This is a genomic window from Streptomyces sp. NPDC088246, assembly GCF_044741025.1.
Taxonomy (GTDB): Bacteria; Actinomycetota; Actinomycetes; order Streptomycetales; family Streptomycetaceae; genus Streptomyces.
Map to the genome: position 1 here is coordinate 14678 of NZ_JBIURV010000073.1, position 14751 is coordinate 29428.

The 14751-nt window shown below is 69.5% G+C and carries 19 protein-coding genes; 8 read left to right on the top strand and 11 right to left on the bottom strand.

What is annotated here, in order from left to right; all coding sequences use genetic code 11:
• Positions 1 to 165: 165 nt before the first annotated feature.
• On the top strand, positions 166 to 1422 hold the full coding sequence (serB, locus tag ACIPEK_RS42305) for a phosphoserine phosphatase SerB (protein ID WP_383080679.1): 1257 nt from the start codon (positions 166 to 168) through the stop codon (positions 1420 to 1422).
• A 103-nt stretch (positions 1423 to 1525) separates the two neighbouring features.
• Here the strand turns inward: serB and ACIPEK_RS42310 are convergent, their stop codons facing one another.
• The 4 genes from ACIPEK_RS42310 to ACIPEK_RS42325 all read right to left on the bottom strand — a co-directional run bounded on the left by ACIPEK_RS42310 (position 1526) and on the right by ACIPEK_RS42325 (position 3928).
• On the bottom strand, positions 1526 to 2044 hold the full coding sequence (locus ACIPEK_RS42310; RefSeq protein WP_402007663.1) for a SixA phosphatase family protein: 519 nt from the start codon (positions 2042 to 2044) through the stop codon (positions 1526 to 1528).
• A gap of 74 nt (positions 2045 to 2118) precedes the next feature.
• Entirely contained in the window at positions 2119 to 2325 is a 207-nt protein-coding gene (locus ACIPEK_RS42315; RefSeq protein WP_383080682.1) for a hypothetical protein, read from the bottom strand.
• A 152-nt stretch (positions 2326 to 2477) separates the two neighbouring features.
• The gene (locus ACIPEK_RS42320) at positions 2478 to 2588 is read right to left on the bottom strand and encodes an SGM_5486 family transporter-associated protein (RefSeq protein WP_266365722.1); all 111 of its coding nucleotides are present in this window, start codon (positions 2586 to 2588) and stop codon (positions 2478 to 2480) included.
• Between the two features lie 26 nt (positions 2589 to 2614).
• Positions 2615 to 3928: a CynX/NimT family MFS transporter gene (locus tag ACIPEK_RS42325; RefSeq protein ID WP_402007665.1), complete on the bottom strand. Its 1314-nt coding sequence runs from the start codon at positions 3926 to 3928 to the stop codon at positions 2615 to 2617.
• Positions 3929 to 4065: 137 nt separating this feature from the next.
• Between ACIPEK_RS42325 and ACIPEK_RS42330 the strand changes: the two genes are divergently transcribed.
• The gene (locus ACIPEK_RS42330) at positions 4066 to 4740 is read left to right on the top strand and encodes a FadR/GntR family transcriptional regulator (RefSeq protein WP_383080687.1); all 675 of its coding nucleotides are present in this window, start codon (positions 4066 to 4068) and stop codon (positions 4738 to 4740) included.
• 6 nt (positions 4741 to 4746) lie between these two features.
• Here the strand turns inward: ACIPEK_RS42330 and ACIPEK_RS42335 are convergent, their stop codons facing one another.
• The 6 genes from ACIPEK_RS42335 to ACIPEK_RS42360 form a co-directional block, all read right to left on the bottom strand.
• Positions 4747 to 5139, bottom strand: a complete 393-nt coding sequence (locus ACIPEK_RS42335; protein ID WP_402007667.1) for a hypothetical protein — start codon at positions 5137 to 5139, stop codon at positions 4747 to 4749.
• Positions 5140 to 5307: 168 nt separating this feature from the next.
• Positions 5308 to 6075 (bottom strand): enoyl-ACP reductase FabI, encoded by a 768-nt coding sequence (fabI, locus tag ACIPEK_RS42340; protein ID WP_402007669.1) that lies wholly within the window; start codon positions 6073 to 6075, stop codon positions 5308 to 5310.
• 5 nt (positions 6076 to 6080) lie between these two features.
• Positions 6081 to 6800: a 3-oxoacyl-[acyl-carrier-protein] reductase gene (fabG, locus tag ACIPEK_RS42345; RefSeq protein WP_383080696.1), complete on the bottom strand. Its 720-nt coding sequence runs from the start codon at positions 6798 to 6800 to the stop codon at positions 6081 to 6083.
• A 132-nt stretch (positions 6801 to 6932) separates the two neighbouring features.
• Positions 6933 to 7328, bottom strand: a complete 396-nt coding sequence (locus ACIPEK_RS42350; RefSeq protein ID WP_402007671.1) for a type II toxin-antitoxin system VapC family toxin — start codon at positions 7326 to 7328, stop codon at positions 6933 to 6935.
• Positions 7325 to 7612, bottom strand: a complete 288-nt coding sequence (locus tag ACIPEK_RS42355; RefSeq protein ID WP_266745397.1) for a type II toxin-antitoxin system Phd/YefM family antitoxin — start codon at positions 7610 to 7612, stop codon at positions 7325 to 7327. The genes ACIPEK_RS42350 and ACIPEK_RS42355 overlap by 4 nt, the downstream gene beginning before the upstream one ends.
• A gap of 266 nt (positions 7613 to 7878) precedes the next feature.
• A complete protein-coding gene (locus tag ACIPEK_RS42360; protein ID WP_402007673.1) occupies positions 7879 to 8346 on the bottom strand; it encodes an ATP-binding protein in 468 nt (155 codons plus the stop codon).
• 11 nt (positions 8347 to 8357) lie between these two features.
• Between ACIPEK_RS42360 and ACIPEK_RS42365 the strand changes: the two genes are divergently transcribed.
• The 4 genes from ACIPEK_RS42365 to tyrS all read left to right on the top strand — a co-directional run bounded on the left by ACIPEK_RS42365 (position 8358) and on the right by tyrS (position 13085).
• Positions 8358 to 8534: a DUF397 domain-containing protein gene (locus ACIPEK_RS42365; protein WP_402007675.1), complete on the top strand. Its 177-nt coding sequence runs from the start codon at positions 8358 to 8360 to the stop codon at positions 8532 to 8534.
• Positions 8535 to 8849: 315 nt separating this feature from the next.
• A complete protein-coding gene (locus tag ACIPEK_RS42370; protein ID WP_402007677.1) occupies positions 8850 to 10373 on the top strand; it encodes a TldD/PmbA family protein in 1524 nt (507 codons plus the stop codon).
• Positions 10370 to 11764 carry a metallopeptidase TldD-related protein gene (locus ACIPEK_RS42375; protein ID WP_402007679.1) on the top strand — a complete coding sequence of 465 codons (1395 nt, stop codon included), beginning with the start codon at positions 10370 to 10372 and terminating at the stop codon, positions 11762 to 11764. The genes ACIPEK_RS42370 and ACIPEK_RS42375 overlap by 4 nt, the downstream gene beginning before the upstream one ends.
• Positions 11765 to 11819: 55 nt before the next feature.
• Positions 11820 to 13085 (top strand): tyrosine--tRNA ligase, encoded by a 1266-nt coding sequence (tyrS, locus tag ACIPEK_RS42380; RefSeq protein WP_402007681.1) that lies wholly within the window; start codon positions 11820 to 11822, stop codon positions 13083 to 13085.
• A gap of 121 nt (positions 13086 to 13206) precedes the next feature.
• Here the strand turns inward: tyrS and ACIPEK_RS42385 are convergent, their stop codons facing one another.
• Positions 13207 to 13482: a GlsB/YeaQ/YmgE family stress response membrane protein gene (locus ACIPEK_RS42385; RefSeq protein ID WP_402007683.1), complete on the bottom strand. Its 276-nt coding sequence runs from the start codon at positions 13480 to 13482 to the stop codon at positions 13207 to 13209.
• A 248-nt stretch (positions 13483 to 13730) separates the two neighbouring features.
• Here ACIPEK_RS42385 and ACIPEK_RS42390 point away from each other — a divergent pair, with 248 nt between their 5' ends.
• Entirely contained in the window at positions 13731 to 14096 is a 366-nt protein-coding gene (locus ACIPEK_RS42390) for a DUF3099 domain-containing protein (protein WP_402007685.1), read from the top strand.
• A 265-nt stretch (positions 14097 to 14361) separates the two neighbouring features.
• A complete protein-coding gene (locus ACIPEK_RS42395) occupies positions 14362 to 14619 on the top strand; it encodes a hypothetical protein (protein ID WP_383067925.1) in 258 nt (85 codons plus the stop codon).
• The last annotated feature ends 132 nt before the right edge of the window (positions 14620 to 14751 follow it).

Here is a 14751-nt window from a genome sequence, read left to right on the forward strand (position 1 = left end):
GGCACCCCGGTCCGCTCGGATCCGCCTCCGGTCGCCGGGCGTGCCCGAGCGCGTGCCGTCCGTCGCCCTGCCTGTGGTCCGGGCGGGGGTACGGGGACGACGCGCTGTCCGGTCCTCGGGACGGGCCTCCGGTGCGATGAGGCGGACCGATACGGTGGGAACACCATGAGCGCATCTCAGCCACCTCAGTCTTCCCCGTCTCCTGAGCCCCCTGAGTCCCGTCGGGGCACGGACACACCCACCCTTCTCGTGAAGATCTTCGGGAAGGACCGCCCCGGGATCACTGCCGGGCTCTTCGACACCCTCGCCGCCTACTCGGTCGATGTCGTCGACATCGAACAGGTCGTCACCCGTGGCCGCATCGTCCTGTGCGCGCTGGTCACCGCTCCGACCGCGGGCGGCACCACCGAGGGCGACCTGCGGGCGACCGTGCACAGCTGGGCCGATTCGCTGAAGCTGCAGGCCGAGATCATCTCCGGTACGGGTGACAACCGGCCGCGCGGCTACGGGCGTTCCCATGTGACGGTGCTCGGGCACCCGTTGACCGCGGAGTCGACCGCCGCCATAGCGGCCACGATCACCTCGACCGGCGGGAACATCGACCGGATCTTCCGGCTCGCGAAGTATCCGGTCACGGCAGTCGAGTTCGCGGTGTCCGGCACCGGGACCGAGGAGCTGCGGACGGCGCTGGCGACGGAGTCCGCCGGGATCGGTGTCGATGTGGCGGTGGTGTCGGCCGGGCTGAGCCGCCGGGCGCAGCGGCTGGTCGTCATGGACGTCGACTCGACGCTCATCCAGGACGAGGTCATCGAGCTCTTCGCCGCCCATGCCGGCTGCGAGGACAAGGTCGCCGAAGTGACCGAGCAGGCCATGCGCGGCGAGCTCGACTTCGAGCAGTCGCTGCACGCACGGGTGGCGCTGTTGGCGGGGCTCGATGTGTCGGTGGTGGACAAGGTGCGCGCCGAGGTGCGGCTGACGCCGGGCGCCCGCACCCTGATCCGTACGCTGAAGCGGCTCGGTTACCAAGTGGGTGTGGTTTCGGGCGGGTTCACCCAGGTGACCGACGATCTGAAGGAACGGCTCGGGCTCGACTTCGCCTCTGCCAACACCTTGGAAGTAGTCGACGGAAAGCTCACCGGACGGGTCGTCGGCGACATCGTCGACCGGGCCGGCAAGGCCCGGCTGCTGCGCAGTTTCGCCGCGCAGGCCGGGGTTCCGCTGGCACAGACCGTCGCGATCGGTGACGGTGCGAACGACCTCGACATGCTGAACACCGCCGGGCTCGGGGTGGCCTTCAACGCCAAGCCGGTGGTCCGCGAGGCCGCGCACACCGCGGTGAACGTACCGTTCCTGGACACGGTGCTGTACCTGCTCGGCATTACCCGCGAGGAGGTCGAGGCCGCCGACGGTCTCGTCGACTGACGCGTACCCGCGTACGAGCAGGGCCCCGGTCGTTTCCGTACCGGGGTCCTGCTCGTACGACAGCGGAAAACCGTACGGCAGCGGAATCCGTACGACAGCGGGATCAGTCGTTGGGCGTCCAGTACTCGACCAGCTTGCCCACTCCGTGCTCCACGCCCTTCCAGGAGCCGGAGAACTGGACGACGGCGAAGGCGGCGGTCGGGAAGCCGCCGCGGTTCATCCGGGCCAGGGCGTCGCCCTCGGCCGATTCCGAGAGGGCGTCGGCGACGGCGTGCATACCGGGGTTGTGGCCGATCACCAGAAGGTCATGCACATCGTCGGGGGTCTCGTTGATCAGGGCGATCAGCTCACCGGGAGACGCCTCGTACAGTCGCTCCTCGTACACGGTCCTGGGACGGTGCGGCATCTCGTGAACCGCCAGCTTCCACGTCTCGCGCGTCCTGACAGCGGTCGAGCAGAGGGCCAGATCGAGGACGATCCCGGAGTCGACGAGTTTGCGGCCTGCGACGGGGGCATCCTTGCGGCCGCGCTCCGCGAGCGGCCGCTCATGGTCGGAATCCTGCGACCATTCCGCCTTTGCATGCCTGAGAAGGACGATCCTGCGAGGTGTATCGACGCTCATACACCTCAGCTTCGCACGAAATGTGCCGCCCGGCGCAGGGTGTTGAAGGGCTCCCGCGGTGGGTGCGGGCGCCGTCAGCGGGTCATCAGGGTCATGATTCGCTCAAGCAACCGGCCGACCGCGGGGTCGGTCGTCGCCGCGTGCGCCTCGCCGGATCCCACGATCAACAGCAGGAGCGCGGCGAACCCGATCGCGGGCAGTGCGATGGCCCACCACGGCAGCCGGACCTCGACGCTGCCCATGGCCGGGTGGGTGGACCGGGTGTGCGTACGGGCCGACATGTCCGCCTCCGTGGGTCATCGGTTCTGATACCCAGAACCTACGGATGCGGGGGTGCCGGTCCCATCCGGTGACCCACCCACTTGACTCTGACCCTGGCCCCCTAGGGGATGGTGGTGCCAGCCCCACCATCGGCCGTCGGGGGTCACGTGGCTCAGGGGGATGCGACCGAGGCGATCACCGCGATGATCACGGTGACCAGCAGCATCGCCCCGAGCACGAGGAGGAGCTTCTTCTGACCGTTCTGGGGATTCGGGTCGAGCACAGGAGACATGGGCTCAGTCTCGCATCTCAGCATTCGTCCTCGATCGTCCGGTCCCGCCCGGCCAGGATCCCGGCCACCATCTGCGGCACCATGAGGCCCGCCATCAGTGCGATCGGCAGCCCCCAGCCACCGCTGTGCTGATGGAGCACGCCGACGAGCAGCGGGCCGGGGATCGAGATCAGATAGCCGGTGGACTGTGCGAACGCGGACAGCCGGACCACCCCGGCGCCGCTGCGGGACCGCATGCCGATCATGGTCAGGGCGAGCGGGAAGGCGCAGTTCGAGATGCCGAGGAGCAGCGCCCAGGCCCAGGCCCCGCCGGCCGGTGCGAGGTAGAGGCCCGCGTATCCGATGAGCCCGCAGCTGCCGAGGACGACGACTACCGGGCCCTGAGTCTTCATCCGGGTGGCGACTTTGGGGATGACGAAGGCGAGCGGCACGCCCATCGCCATGGTCACGGCGAGCAGAACGCCCGCGGTGCCGGCCGAGACCCCCGCGTCGCGGAAGATCTGCGGCATCCATCCCATGGTGATGTACGCGGCGGTGGCCTGCAGCCCGAAGAAGCAGGCCAGGCCCCAGGCGGTACGGCTGCGGGTGATCCTGAGAGCCGGGACGTCCTGGTGGTGGGCGGCGGACTGCCCGGAGGTACCGCGCCGGTCCCGTACCAGCGGGATCCAGGGCAGGATCGCGGCGGCGGCGAGCACGGCCCAGATACCGAGGCCCGCCTTCCAGCTGCCGCCCAGCGCATGGGTCATGGGCACGGTCACTGCGGCGGCGAGCGAGGTGCCGAGGGCCAGAGACATCGAGTAGAGCCCGGTCATGGAGCCGACGCGGTCCGGGAACCAGCGCTTGACGATCACCGGCATCAGGACGTTGCTGACGGCGATGCCCATGAGGGCCAGCGCGCTCGCGGCGAGGAAGCCGGCCGTGCCACCGACGAGGGGCCGGATCACCAGACCGGCGGTGATGGCGATCATGCCGGCGCAGACGACCGCGCCCGGGCCGAAGCGGCGGGCGAGGCGGGGCGCCATGATGCCGAAGACCGCGAAGCAGAGCGGCGGTACGGAGGTGAGGACACCGGCGACGCCGGCGCTCATGTGCAGCCCGCCCTGCACCTCTTCGAGGAGTGCGCCGAGGCTGGTGATGGCGGGGCGGAGGTTGAGCGCGGCGAGGACGAGCCCGATGGTGACCAGCCGGAGCAGCCATGGGGAAGGCCCGGCGGCGGCCTGTGCCGTCTGCGGGGCCTGTGAGGCTTGCGGGGCCGGGGTTTTCGTGGGGGCGTCCGCCGTGCTGGCGGGGCTCAGGGGCCGGGTCCGGTACTGGGTCTTGTCGTCGGGCATGAGGCCCATCATAGAATCATGGGATGATTGATTGTCCAATCCTTCGAGAGCGCCTCTGAGACCATTCGCAGCAGGCAGAGCAACCCCATCACCCCTCATCACCCTTCATCACCCCAGCAACCCGAGCAAGGAGCACCATGGCGCTGACGTCTCCGCGGCGTTCGGCACTCGCCGACCAGGTGATTGCCCAGCTGAGGAATCAGATCACCTCGGGCGAGTGGCCCGTGGGTTCACGGATTCCCACCGAGCCCGAGCTGGTGGAGCAGCTGGGGGTGGCCCGTAACACCGTCCGCGAGGCCGTGCGCGCGCTCGCGCACAACGGCCTGCTCGACATCCGGCAGGGCTCGGGCACCTATGTCGTCGCCATCAGCGAACTGGCCGGGGTGATGCACCGCCGTTTCGCCTCCGCCGATCCGCGCCATGTCGCCGAGCTGCGCTCCACCCTGGAGTCGTCGGCGGCGCGGCTGGCCGCTGCCCGGCGCACCGAGCGGGATCTGAAGCAACTGGACACGCTGATGGCGCGCCGGGAGGAGACCTGGGCCGCGGGCGACGCCGAGGCGTTCGTCGCGGCGGACGCGACGCTGCATCTGGCCGTGGTCGCGGCCTCGCACAACGACGTGCTGACCGGCCTCTACGCCGACCTGGGCGATCTGCTGCGCGACTATCTCAGGGTCGATGTCGGTCATGAGCTGCGACCGGAGAATCACATGGACCACGGCCGGCTGGTCGAGGCGATCCGGGCCGGGGACGCGGAGACGGCGGCGGCCGAGGCCGCGAGTCATGCGCTGAGCTGTCTGGTGGACCGGGTCTAGGCCGGTCTAGGCCGGACGGCGCTGGAGCGTGTCCTGCACCCGGTGTGTGATCCAGACGGAGCCGACTTCCTTCCAGCAGCGGTCGTCGAGCCGCACGGTCTGTCCCGGTCCCACGTCGACCGGGGTGGCGTCCGCGTCTATGTCCCACCAGCGGCGGCATTCGGTGTGCAGCTGCACGCGGTCGGTGGAGGGGTAGGGGTTGTGGCAGTAGGCGACGACGCGAGAGCCCCGGACCGACGTACGGCATTCGGATCCGGCGGGGTCGGGGCTCGGAGCGACGGGCGCGGACGCCCCGGCTCCTGCCCGCCCCGCCATGGATATGGCTACGGGGACGAGAAGTGCGCTGACGGCTATGGAGGCCGCCAGCAGCGTCCAGGTCCGGCGACGTGTGGAGCGCACAGCGACCTCCTCCCCGCAGCCTGACCAAAAGTCCGGTTCCACCACATTCTGCGGTGGATCGACCATCTTTTCGACTTGAGCGGGCCGGGGCCGGGCCCGGACGCACGACGGCCGCGTACCGCCTCATCGGAGGCGGTACGCGGCCGTGTCACAGCCTGTTGTGCGGGATCAGGCACCCATCATGTGCACGCCACCGTCGACGTGGATGATCTCGCCCGTGGTCTTCGGGAAGAAGTCCGAGAGCAGGGCGACGACACCGCGGCCGGCCGGCTCCGGGTCCGCCATGTTCCAGGCCAGCGGGGAGCGGGTGTTCCACACGTCCGCGAGCTCGGAGAAGCCCGGGATGGACTTCGCGGCCATGGAGCCGATCGGTCCGGCCGAGATCAGATTGCAGCGGATGTCTTCCTTGCCCAGGTCACGAGCGAGGTAGCGGGAGGTGGCCTCCAGCGCGGCCTTGGCCGGGCCCATCCAGTCGTACTGCGGCCAGGCGTACTGCGCGTCGAAGGTGAGACCCACGATCGAGCCACCCTCGCTCATCAGCGGCTTGCAGGCCATGGCGAGCGACTTCAGCGAGAACGCCGAGACGTGCATCGCGGTGGAGACGGACTCGAACGGGGTGTTCAGGAAGTTGCCGCCGAGCGCGTCCTGCGGCGCGAAGCCGATGGAGTGCACGACGCCGTCGAGCGAACCGAGCTCGTCACGGACCAGACCGGCGAGACGGTCCAGGTGCTCGGCGTTGGTCACATCCAGCTCGATGACCTTGGCCGGCTTCGGCAGCTTCTTGGCGATGCGCTCCGTCAGCGTGGGCCGGGGGAAGGCGGTCAGGATGACTTCGGCACCCTGCTCCTGGGCCACCTTGGCGGTGTGGAAGGCGATGGACGACTCCATCAGCACACCGGTGATGAGGATGCGCTTGCCGTCGAGAATTCCGCTCATGGTGATCAGTGACCCATGCCCAATCCGCCGTCAACGGGAATGACGGCTCCAGTGATGTACGACGCGTCGTCAGAAGCGAGGAAGCGCACTGCGGCGGCGATCTCCTCGGGCTGCGCGTAGCGGCCGAGCGGCACCTGGGACACGATGCCCTTGCGCTGCTCCTCGGTGAGCACCTGGGTCATGTCGGTGTCGACGAAGCCGGGTGCGACGACGTTGAAGGTGATGTTCCGCGAGCCGAGTTCACGGGCCAGCGACCGGGCGAAGCCGACCAGACCCGCCTTGGAGGCGGCATAGTTCGCCTGCCCGGCCGAGCCGAGGAGCCCGACGACGGAGGAGATGAGGACGACGCGGCCCTTCTTGGCGCGCAGCATGCCGCGGTTGGCACGCTTGACGACCCGGAAGGTGCCGGTGAGGTTGGTGTCGAGTACGGACGTGAAGTCGTCCTCGGACATCCGCATCAGCAACTGGTCCTTGGTGATACCGGCGTTGGCGACCAGCACCTCGACGGGACCGTGCTTTTCCTCGATCTCCTTGTAGGCCTGCTCCACCTGTTCGGCGTCCGTGATGTCGCAGCGGACCGCGAGGCAGCCCGCCTCGGTGAGTACCTGGGGCGGCTCGCCGGAGCGGTAGGTGATCGCGACCTTGTCGCCGTTGTCGGCGAAAGCGCGGGCGATGGCGAGGCCGATGCCCCGGTTTCCTCCGGTGACGAGAACCGAGCGGCTCAACGGATCACCCTTTCGATAGCGGTCTGGTACCTCGAAAACCTATCGGTACCACCCGCCCCACGGGGAATCGGCCCCTGACAGCGCCTTCCGCGGGGCTCTGTGGGGTTCCTACAGTCGGCACCCGGCCCGGCCTCATTCCGCCATTCCGGGTGCATGTGCGGAGAGACCTTCTTCCCTCGCTGAGTCGAGCATGCGCTTGTCGTACGTGATCAGGGAGTCAAGTGCTCCGCCGATGACGAGCGCGCTCGCGACGTGAATGGCATCAAGCGATCTCAGGGCCCCCGAGACCCTGGTGGCCAGATCCCGGACCTCTTCCGTCAGCAGGATCTCGGTGACCATCCCGTCCAGATCCGACAGTGCGTTGGGGAATGATCCGGCCTTGTCGAGCTGCCGGACGGTCTCGACGATGCCGATGGTGCTGGTAGCCAGGGGCAGCCCGGGCCGGTCGGACAGGAATGTCCTGAGCTCGGCGGCACCCGGCCTGCCTGTGAGCAGAGTGATGAGCGCCGAGGAATCCAAGTAGATCAACGGTCGTCCTCCTCGCGTTCGGCCAGGAGAAGTTCCAGCGGATCGGGGGAGCCTGAAGGGAGGTCATAGCGCGGGAAGTGGTCGAGGTCCGAGGTGGTCGCGGCCTTGAGCCGGATCTTCCCCTGAGCCACCAGGTCCGCGTACCGGGATGTCGCCCCGGAGCCGGGCAGCAGTATGGCGATCACCTTGCCGTGCCGGGTGACCTGGACCGCTTCCCCCTTTTCCACGCGGGCGAAGACGGCGCTCGGGTTGTACGAGAACTCTCGGACGGAGATTGCGCTCATCGGGGCTCCCTTCATCGCGCAGCCCAGAAAGTACCTACACTTACGGATTGTACCTACACCTAGCGGCCGACATGGGTAACGACCTGGGGAGCAATAGGGAGTGGGGCAAGGAGCGGCGTCCGGTGCGGTCGATCGGACATTTCGGCAACGCCGCGAGCGGCCGTGCCGGGCGTCGCGACGCCGCTCACTATTGCTCTCCAGGTCGTAGGAGTCAGCGCAAGCGAGACGGTCCGGTACTGCCGCACATCCACCCCACATCGCGATGCTCATCCGGCGGGACACGGGACACGACATCGGATCTGCTTGCCGATCGACGACCGGACCACGTGCCAGCCGGGTGCGAGCAGATCCAGCAGCGCGAGGCCGCGGCCGGCCTCGGCCTCCGCGTCGTCGAGCGCGATACCGCGACGGCGCGGAACGGTGCGGGGGTCGGGGTCATGGACATTGACCGCAACCCCGAAGGCCGCGGCGTACACCTCCACCACGACGGGCACGTGATCCCCGCAGGCCCGGACGGCGTTCCCGACGAGCTCCGACACGACGAGCTGCGCGGTGTCGGCCACGTCACCCTGCACGCCGAGCTCGGCCAGGGCCTTGGCGGTGAGCTCACGTACGGAGCCGAGGTTCGGGCCGGAGGCGTTGATGTGTGCCGCGAAGCCGCGGCTCCGGTAGCGCACGTAGCGCCCGACGGCGGGTGGCGGGGATTGCGGGTCCTGGTCTTCCTCGTCGGCCATGCCGAACATTCGTGTCCTGGCGCAGGTCCTCCGCCAGTGGAGCCGAGAACAACTGCGTGGAGGTCGCCAACCTTCCCGGAGGAGCAACGGCCGTACGCGACTCGAAAGACCCCGCACGCGCCCCCCTGCGGTTCACGGCCTCGGGGTGGGCCGCGTTCAGGGCGGGCGTGATCGACGGCAACCTGTGATCGGTTGGAGCACGCGAACGGCCGCCCGCCCGAGGATGCAGTCGGGGCGGGCGGCCGTTGCTGTGCGCGGGTACGTGTCTCCTCCTCGCCCCCGGGGCAAGTCGAGCTGTACGTAGGCCGAGGCGGCTTGCCCGAGGGGCCATCCCGTAGGAGATAAAGCTCTGTCCGAGGAACCGGGAGCGGATCCAGGACTCGGGTGGCCCACGCCGAACCGGTTGACGAGCCCGGCGCGCTCGTCCGGGAAACCTATAGCCGGTCGCCCTCGACGCTCGGCATGGTTCACTGCGGACACGTGCCGAAAAGACGGAGTACTACATGCCTCATGAGGTAGATCAGTCGTTCCTGGCCCTGCCCCTGCGGGCCCTCGCCGACGCGGCGCTGGCCCGTGCCCGTGCGCTGGGGGCCGTGCATGCCGACTTCCGTTTCGAGCGGGTGCGCAGCGCGTCCTGGCGGCTGCGGGACGCCCGGCCCGCCGGGACCTCGGACACCACCGATCTCGGGTACGCGGTGCGCGTCGTGCACGGTGGGGCGTGGGGGTTCGCGTCCGGCGTGGATCTGACGATGGACGCCGCGGCGAAGGTGGCCTCGCAGGCCGTCGCCATGGCGAAGCTGTCGGCGAAGGTGATCGCGGCGGCCGGCTCCGACGAGCGGGTCGAGCTGGCGGACGAGCCGGTGCACGGTGAGCGGACCTGGGTCTCGGCGTACGACATCGACCCCTTCGACGTACCGGACGAGGAGAAGGCGGGGCTGCTCGCCGAGTGGAGCAGCCGGCTCCTGGGCGCCGAGGGCGTCGCGCATGTGGACGCCTCGCTGATGACCGTCCACGAGAACAAGTTCTACGCGGACACGGCGGGCACCGTCACCACCCAGCAGCGGGTGCGGCTGCATCCGCAGTTCACCGCGGTCGCCGTGGACGGGACCACCGGTGAGTTCGACTCGATGCGGACGATCGCCCCGCCGGTGGGCCGCGGCTGGGAGTACCTGACCGGGACCGGCTGGCACTGGGACGACGAGCTGGAGCGGATTCCCGGGCTGCTGGCCGAGAAGATGCGGGCGCCGAGCGTCGAGGCGGGGACGTACGACCTGGTCGTCGACCCGTCCAATCTCTGGCTGACCATCCATGAGTCGATCGGCCACGCCACCGAGCTGGACCGGGCGCTGGGGTACGAGGCGGCGTACGCCGGTACCTCGTTCGCCACCTTCGACCAGCTGGGGAAGCTGGCGTACGGCTCCCCCGTGATGAATGTGACGGGCGACCGCACCGCCGAGCACGGGCTCGCGACCATCGGGTACGACGACGAGGGTGTCGAGGCGCAGTCCTGGGACCTGATCAAGGACGGGACACTGGTCGGGTACCAGCTGGACCGGCGGATCGCGAAGCTGACGGGTCTGGGCCGTTCCAACGGCTGCGCGTACGCGGACTCGCCGGGCCATGTCCCCGTGCAGCGGATGGCCAACGTGTCGCTGCGGCCGGATCCGGGCGGGCTGTCCACGGAGGATCTGATCGGCGGGGTGGAGCGCGGGATCTACGTGGTCGGCGACCGGTCGTGGTCGATCGACATGCAGCGCTACAACTTCCAGTTCACCGGGCAGCGGTTCTTCCGGATCGAGAACGGCAGGCTGGCCGGTCAGCTGCGCGATGTCGCGTACCAAGCCACGACGACGGACTTCTGGGGCTCGATGGAGAAGGTCGGCGGCCCTCAGACGTATGTCCTGGGCGGCGCCTTCAACTGCGGCAAGGCCCAGCCCGGCCAGGTCGCGGCCGTCTCGCACGGCTGCCCCTCCGCCCTCTTCCGGGGCGTGAACATCCTCAACACGACGCAGGAGGCCGGACGATGAGCCGCGTCAGCAAGCCGCACGAGATCGTCGAGCGAGCGCTCGAACTGTCCACCGCCGACGGCTGTGTCGTCATCGCCGACGAGGAGTCGTCCGCGAATCTGCGCTGGGCCGGCAATGCGCTCACCACGAACGGGGTGACGCGGGGGCGGACCCTGACCGTCATCGCGACCGTCGACGGTGCGCAGGGCACCGCGTCCGGGGTGGTGTCGCGGTCCGCCGTCACCGCCGACGACCTGGAACCGCTGGTGCGGGCCGCCGAGGCCGCCGCGCGCGGGGCCGGTCCGGCGGAGGACGCGCAGCCGCTGGTCGGCGGGGTGCCCGCCTCGCCCGATTTCACGGACGCGCCGGCCGAGACGGGCTCGGACGTCTTCGCGGAGTTCGCGCCGGCGCTCGGCGACGCCTTCGCCCGTGCCCGCTCCGGTGGCCGTGAGCTGTACGGCTTCGCCCACCACCAGCTGACCTCGACGTACCTCGGTACGTCGACGGGGCTGCGGCTGCGCCACGACCAGCCGAACGGGACGCTGGAGCTCAACGCCAAGTCCCCCGACCGGACCCGGTCGACCTGGGCGGGCCGTTCCACGCGCGACTTCAAGGACGTCGATCCGGCCGAGCTCGACGCGGAGCTGGCGCAGCGGCTGCGCTGGGCGGAACGCCGTATCGAGCTGCCCGCCGGGCGGTACGAGACGCTGCTGCCGCCGACCGCCGTGGCCGATCTGCTGATCTACCAGCTGTGGTCGTCGACGGCACGGGACGCCGCGGAGGGCCGGACGGTGTTCTCCAAGCCGGGCGGCGGGACGAGGATCGGCGAGACCCTGTCCGAGCTGCCGCTGTCGCTGCGCAGCGACCCGAACGCACCGGGCCTGGAGTCGGCGCCGTTCGTGATCGCCCATGCCTCCGGGGACGGCGCTTCCGTCTTCGACAACGGTCTGCCGCTGACATCGACCGACTGGATCCGGGACGGCAGGCTGGAGCATCTGACGACCACCCGGCACACGGCCGGGCTGACCGGGCTGCCGGTCGCGCCCGCGATCGACAACCTGGTGCTGGAGGGCGGCGGTGAGCGGTCCCTGGAGGAGATGGTGGCCGCGACGACCGGCCGCGGGCTGCTGCTGACCTGCATGTGGTACATCCGGGAGGTCGATCCGGCGACACTCCTGCTGACCGGGCTGACCCGCGACGGGGTGTATCTCGTCGAGGGCGGCGAGGTCGTCGGCGAGGTGAACAACTTCCGGTTCAACGAGTCGCCGGTGGATCTGCTGGCGCGGGCCACGGAAGCGGGCCGTACGGAGAAGACGCTGCCGCGCGAGTGGGGCGACTGGTTCACCCGGGCCGCCATGCCCGCGCTGCGGATCCCGGACTTCAACATGAGCTCGGTGAGCCTGGGCGTGTGACCCGCCTAGACTGACTGTTGCCTTTCGATACACGTAGCTGAGGAGACACGGAACCGTGACGGACATCGTCGACGAGCTGAAGTGGCGTGGGCTGTTCGCCCAGTCCACTGATGAGGACGCACTGCGCAAGGCTCTCGCGGACGGTCCCGTCACGTTCTATTGCGGCTACGACCCCACCGCGGCGAGTCTGCACGTCGGCCATCTGGTGCAGGTGCTCACCATGCGCCGGCTCCAGCGGGCCGGTCTGCGGCCGCTCGCCCTGGTGGGCGGGGCCACCGGTCAGATCGGTGACCCGAGGCCGACCGCCGAGCGCACGCTGAACGACCCGGAGACGGTCGCCGACTGGGTGTCGCGGCTGCGGTCCCAGATCGAGCCGTTCCTGTCCTTCGAGGGCGAGAACGCGGCAGCCATGGTCAACAACCTGGACTGGACCTCGGGCATGTCCGCGATCGAGTTCCTCCGGGACATCGGCAAGCACTTCCGCGTCAACAAGATGCTGACCAAGGACTCCATCGCCCGGCGGCTGGAGTCCGACGAGGGCATCAGCTACACCGAGTTCAGCTACCAGCTGCTCCAGAGCATGGACTACCTGGAGCTGTACCGGCGCTACGGCTGCACCCTCCAGCAGGGCGGCAGCGACCAGTGGGGCAACCTCACCGCGGGCCTCGACCTGATCCACCGCCTGGAACCGGGTGCCGAGGTGCACGCGCTGGCGACGCCGCTGATGACGAAGGCGGACGGGACCAAGTTCGGCAAGTCCGAGAGCGGGGCCGTCTGGCTCGACCCGGCGATGACGACGCCGTACGCGTTCTACCAGTTCTGGCTGAACGTGGACGACCGGGACATCTCCCGGTACATGCGCATCCTCAGCTTCCAGAGCCCCGCGGAGCTGGCGGAGCTGGAGAAGGTCACCGAGGAGCGTCCGCAGGCCCGGACGGCGCAGCGCGCGCTGGCCGAGGAGCTGACGACGCTGGTGCACGGCGCCGACCAGTGCGCCGCGGTCATCGCGGCGTCGAAGGCGCTCTTCGGCCAGGGTGAGCTCGGCGAGCTGGACGAGGCGACGCTGAGCGCCGCGCTGTCCGAGGTGCCGCACGCGCAGGTCACCGAGCTGGGCCCGCTGGTGGATCTCCTGGTGGAGGTCGGTCTGGCGCCGAGCAAGTCGGGCGCCCGCCGCACGGTGAAGGAGGGCGGTGCGTACGTGAACAACGTCAAGGTCACGGACGGCGAGAGCGCGCCGGCCCGCGAGGAGCTGCTGCACGGGCGCTGGCTGGTGCTGCGCCGGGGCAAGAAGAACCTCGCCGCCGTCGAGGTCACCGGCTGATCCCGCACGCACGCACTGCGGCCGGGTACGCGTGACGCGTACCCGGCCGCAGTGCGTGTGGCCCGGTGGCCCAGGCCTTGTGTCGGCTCAGGCCGTCTGTCGGCTCAGGCCGTCTGTCGGCTCAGGCTTTCTGTCTGGTGCCGCGGATCGAGGCCCACAGCATGTCGCCGACACCTACGACGACCACGGCACCGATCAGCTGGAGCAGGTGGCGCGTCCAGTCGATGCCCTTGGTGTCGTTGACACCGATCCAGGTGGCGGCGGCATTGCCGAGGACGCTGCCGATGATGCCGAAGATCGTCGTCAGCCAGAGTGGGATGTTCTGTTTGCCGGGCAGGATCGCCTTCGCGATCAGACCGAGCACCAGACCCACGATGATTGCCCACAACCAGCCCATGTCGCCTCCTCGTGCGACGCGATGTCGCGCATGTGCGCCCAGTCTCGGCCCGTGGGCCGTACGCCGCATGTCGGACGCGTCCGTATGTGCGGCACGGCTGCCGATGTGCGCGAATGCGGCGCGCCCCGGTCTCGAAGCCGTCGCGCGCCGGGCGTACGGTGGATGCGGTCCGGTCCGGGGTGCGTCCGGCGCGGGAATGAAATCTCCCCCGGCCCGCGAGGCGCCGGGGGAAGGGTGGTGGAGACGTGATGCGGAAGCAGAGCGGTGTCGAGGTCTTCCGGATCACGGGGGCCCGGCAGGGGCTCGCGGACGATGTGCGCGGCAGGCAACGGCGCTATGTGATCTCGATGTCCGTGCGGACGGTTTCGGTGATCCTGGCCGCCGTCCTGTGGAACGTCGAGCGGTATGTCGCGATCGTGGCGCTGGCGCTGGGTGTGCTGCTCCCGTACGTGGCGGTGGTCATCGCCAACGCGGGCCGGGAGAACACCCCATCGCTTCCTTCGACCTTCGTCCCGACACCGACGCGTCCGGCGCTCGACGCGGCGCCCGTGGCCGGATCCGAGCAGTCCGGTCCGGAAGCCGACGGGGCCCGGCGCGGCGGGGAATCGGCATGATCGAATCGGCATAAGCACAGTTGGGGCCGTACCGCACCGAAGGCTCAAGAAAAGCTCAGCTCAATCATGAAGTTACGGTGCACCGCACCCGGGTCTGCGTGACATACTTCGTAGGCGCTCCGCATCCCCCGTCGGAGCGACAGACCGACGCCGGGCAGCTCCCCCCGTGGCTGCTCGGCGTCGCTTTTCCCGGTTTTCTCCGGCAGGGGATGCGTCCGGCCGCCGGCCCGTGGGTCGGCGCAGGCGCTGACCTAGGGTTGAGTCCGTGAACTCCCCTGAATCCGCGGCCGAGAGCGCTGCCGCCGCACCCATCTGTTCCGCCAAGGGCTGCCGGGCCGACGCCGTATGGGTGCTCGCCTGGAACAACCCGAAGCTGCACACCCCGGAGCGCCGTAAGACCTGGCTGGCCTGCGAGGAACACCGGGAGCATCTCTCCTCGTTCCTGGGCGTCCGGGGCTTCCTCAAGGATGTCGTGACGCTGGCGGAGTGGGAGTCCGACCGATCGGGGACGGACGGACGCTAGGGCCCGGGGCCGGACAGGCCCACTGGGGCCGGGCAGACCTGAGAGCCTGTCGGGTGACCTCCGATCGGATAGCGGACGCGGTCTGGTGCGTGCGATTCCAAGGCGGAGGAGGGAGTCGACGCGAAGGGGGTC

Bases quoted from the DNA above. Each gene is read 5' to 3' on its own strand.
- serB (WP_383080679.1), top strand. From the start codon at position 166: ATGAGCGCATCTCAGCCACCTCAGTCTTCCCCGTCTCCTGAGCCCCCT.
- ACIPEK_RS42310 (WP_402007663.1), bottom strand. From the start codon at position 2,044: ATGAGCGTCGATACACCTCGCAGGATCGTCCTTCTCAGGCATGCAAAG.
- ACIPEK_RS42315 (WP_383080682.1), bottom strand. From the start codon at position 2,325: ATGTCGGCCCGTACGCACACCCGGTCCACCCACCCGGCCATGGGCAGC.
- ACIPEK_RS42325 (WP_402007665.1), bottom strand. From the start codon at position 3,928: ATGCCCGACGACAAGACCCAGTACCGGACCCGGCCCCTGAGCCCCGCC.
- ACIPEK_RS42330 (WP_383080687.1), top strand. From the start codon at position 4,066: ATGGCGCTGACGTCTCCGCGGCGTTCGGCACTCGCCGACCAGGTGATT.
- fabI (WP_402007669.1), bottom strand. From the start codon at position 6,075: ATGAGCGGAATTCTCGACGGCAAGCGCATCCTCATCACCGGTGTGCTG.
- ACIPEK_RS42355 (WP_266745397.1), bottom strand. From the start codon at position 7,612: ATGAGCGCAATCTCCGTCCGAGAGTTCTCGTACAACCCGAGCGCCGTC.
- ACIPEK_RS42360 (WP_402007673.1), bottom strand. From the start codon at position 8,346: ATGGCCGACGAGGAAGACCAGGACCCGCAATCCCCGCCACCCGCCGTC.
- ACIPEK_RS42370 (WP_402007677.1), top strand. From the start codon at position 8,850: ATGCCTCATGAGGTAGATCAGTCGTTCCTGGCCCTGCCCCTGCGGGCC.
- ACIPEK_RS42375 (WP_402007679.1), top strand. From the start codon at position 10,370: ATGAGCCGCGTCAGCAAGCCGCACGAGATCGTCGAGCGAGCGCTCGAA.
- ACIPEK_RS42385 (WP_402007683.1), bottom strand. From the start codon at position 13,482: ATGGGCTGGTTGTGGGCAATCATCGTGGGTCTGGTGCTCGGTCTGATC.
- ACIPEK_RS42390 (WP_402007685.1), top strand. From the start codon at position 13,731: ATGCGGAAGCAGAGCGGTGTCGAGGTCTTCCGGATCACGGGGGCCCGG.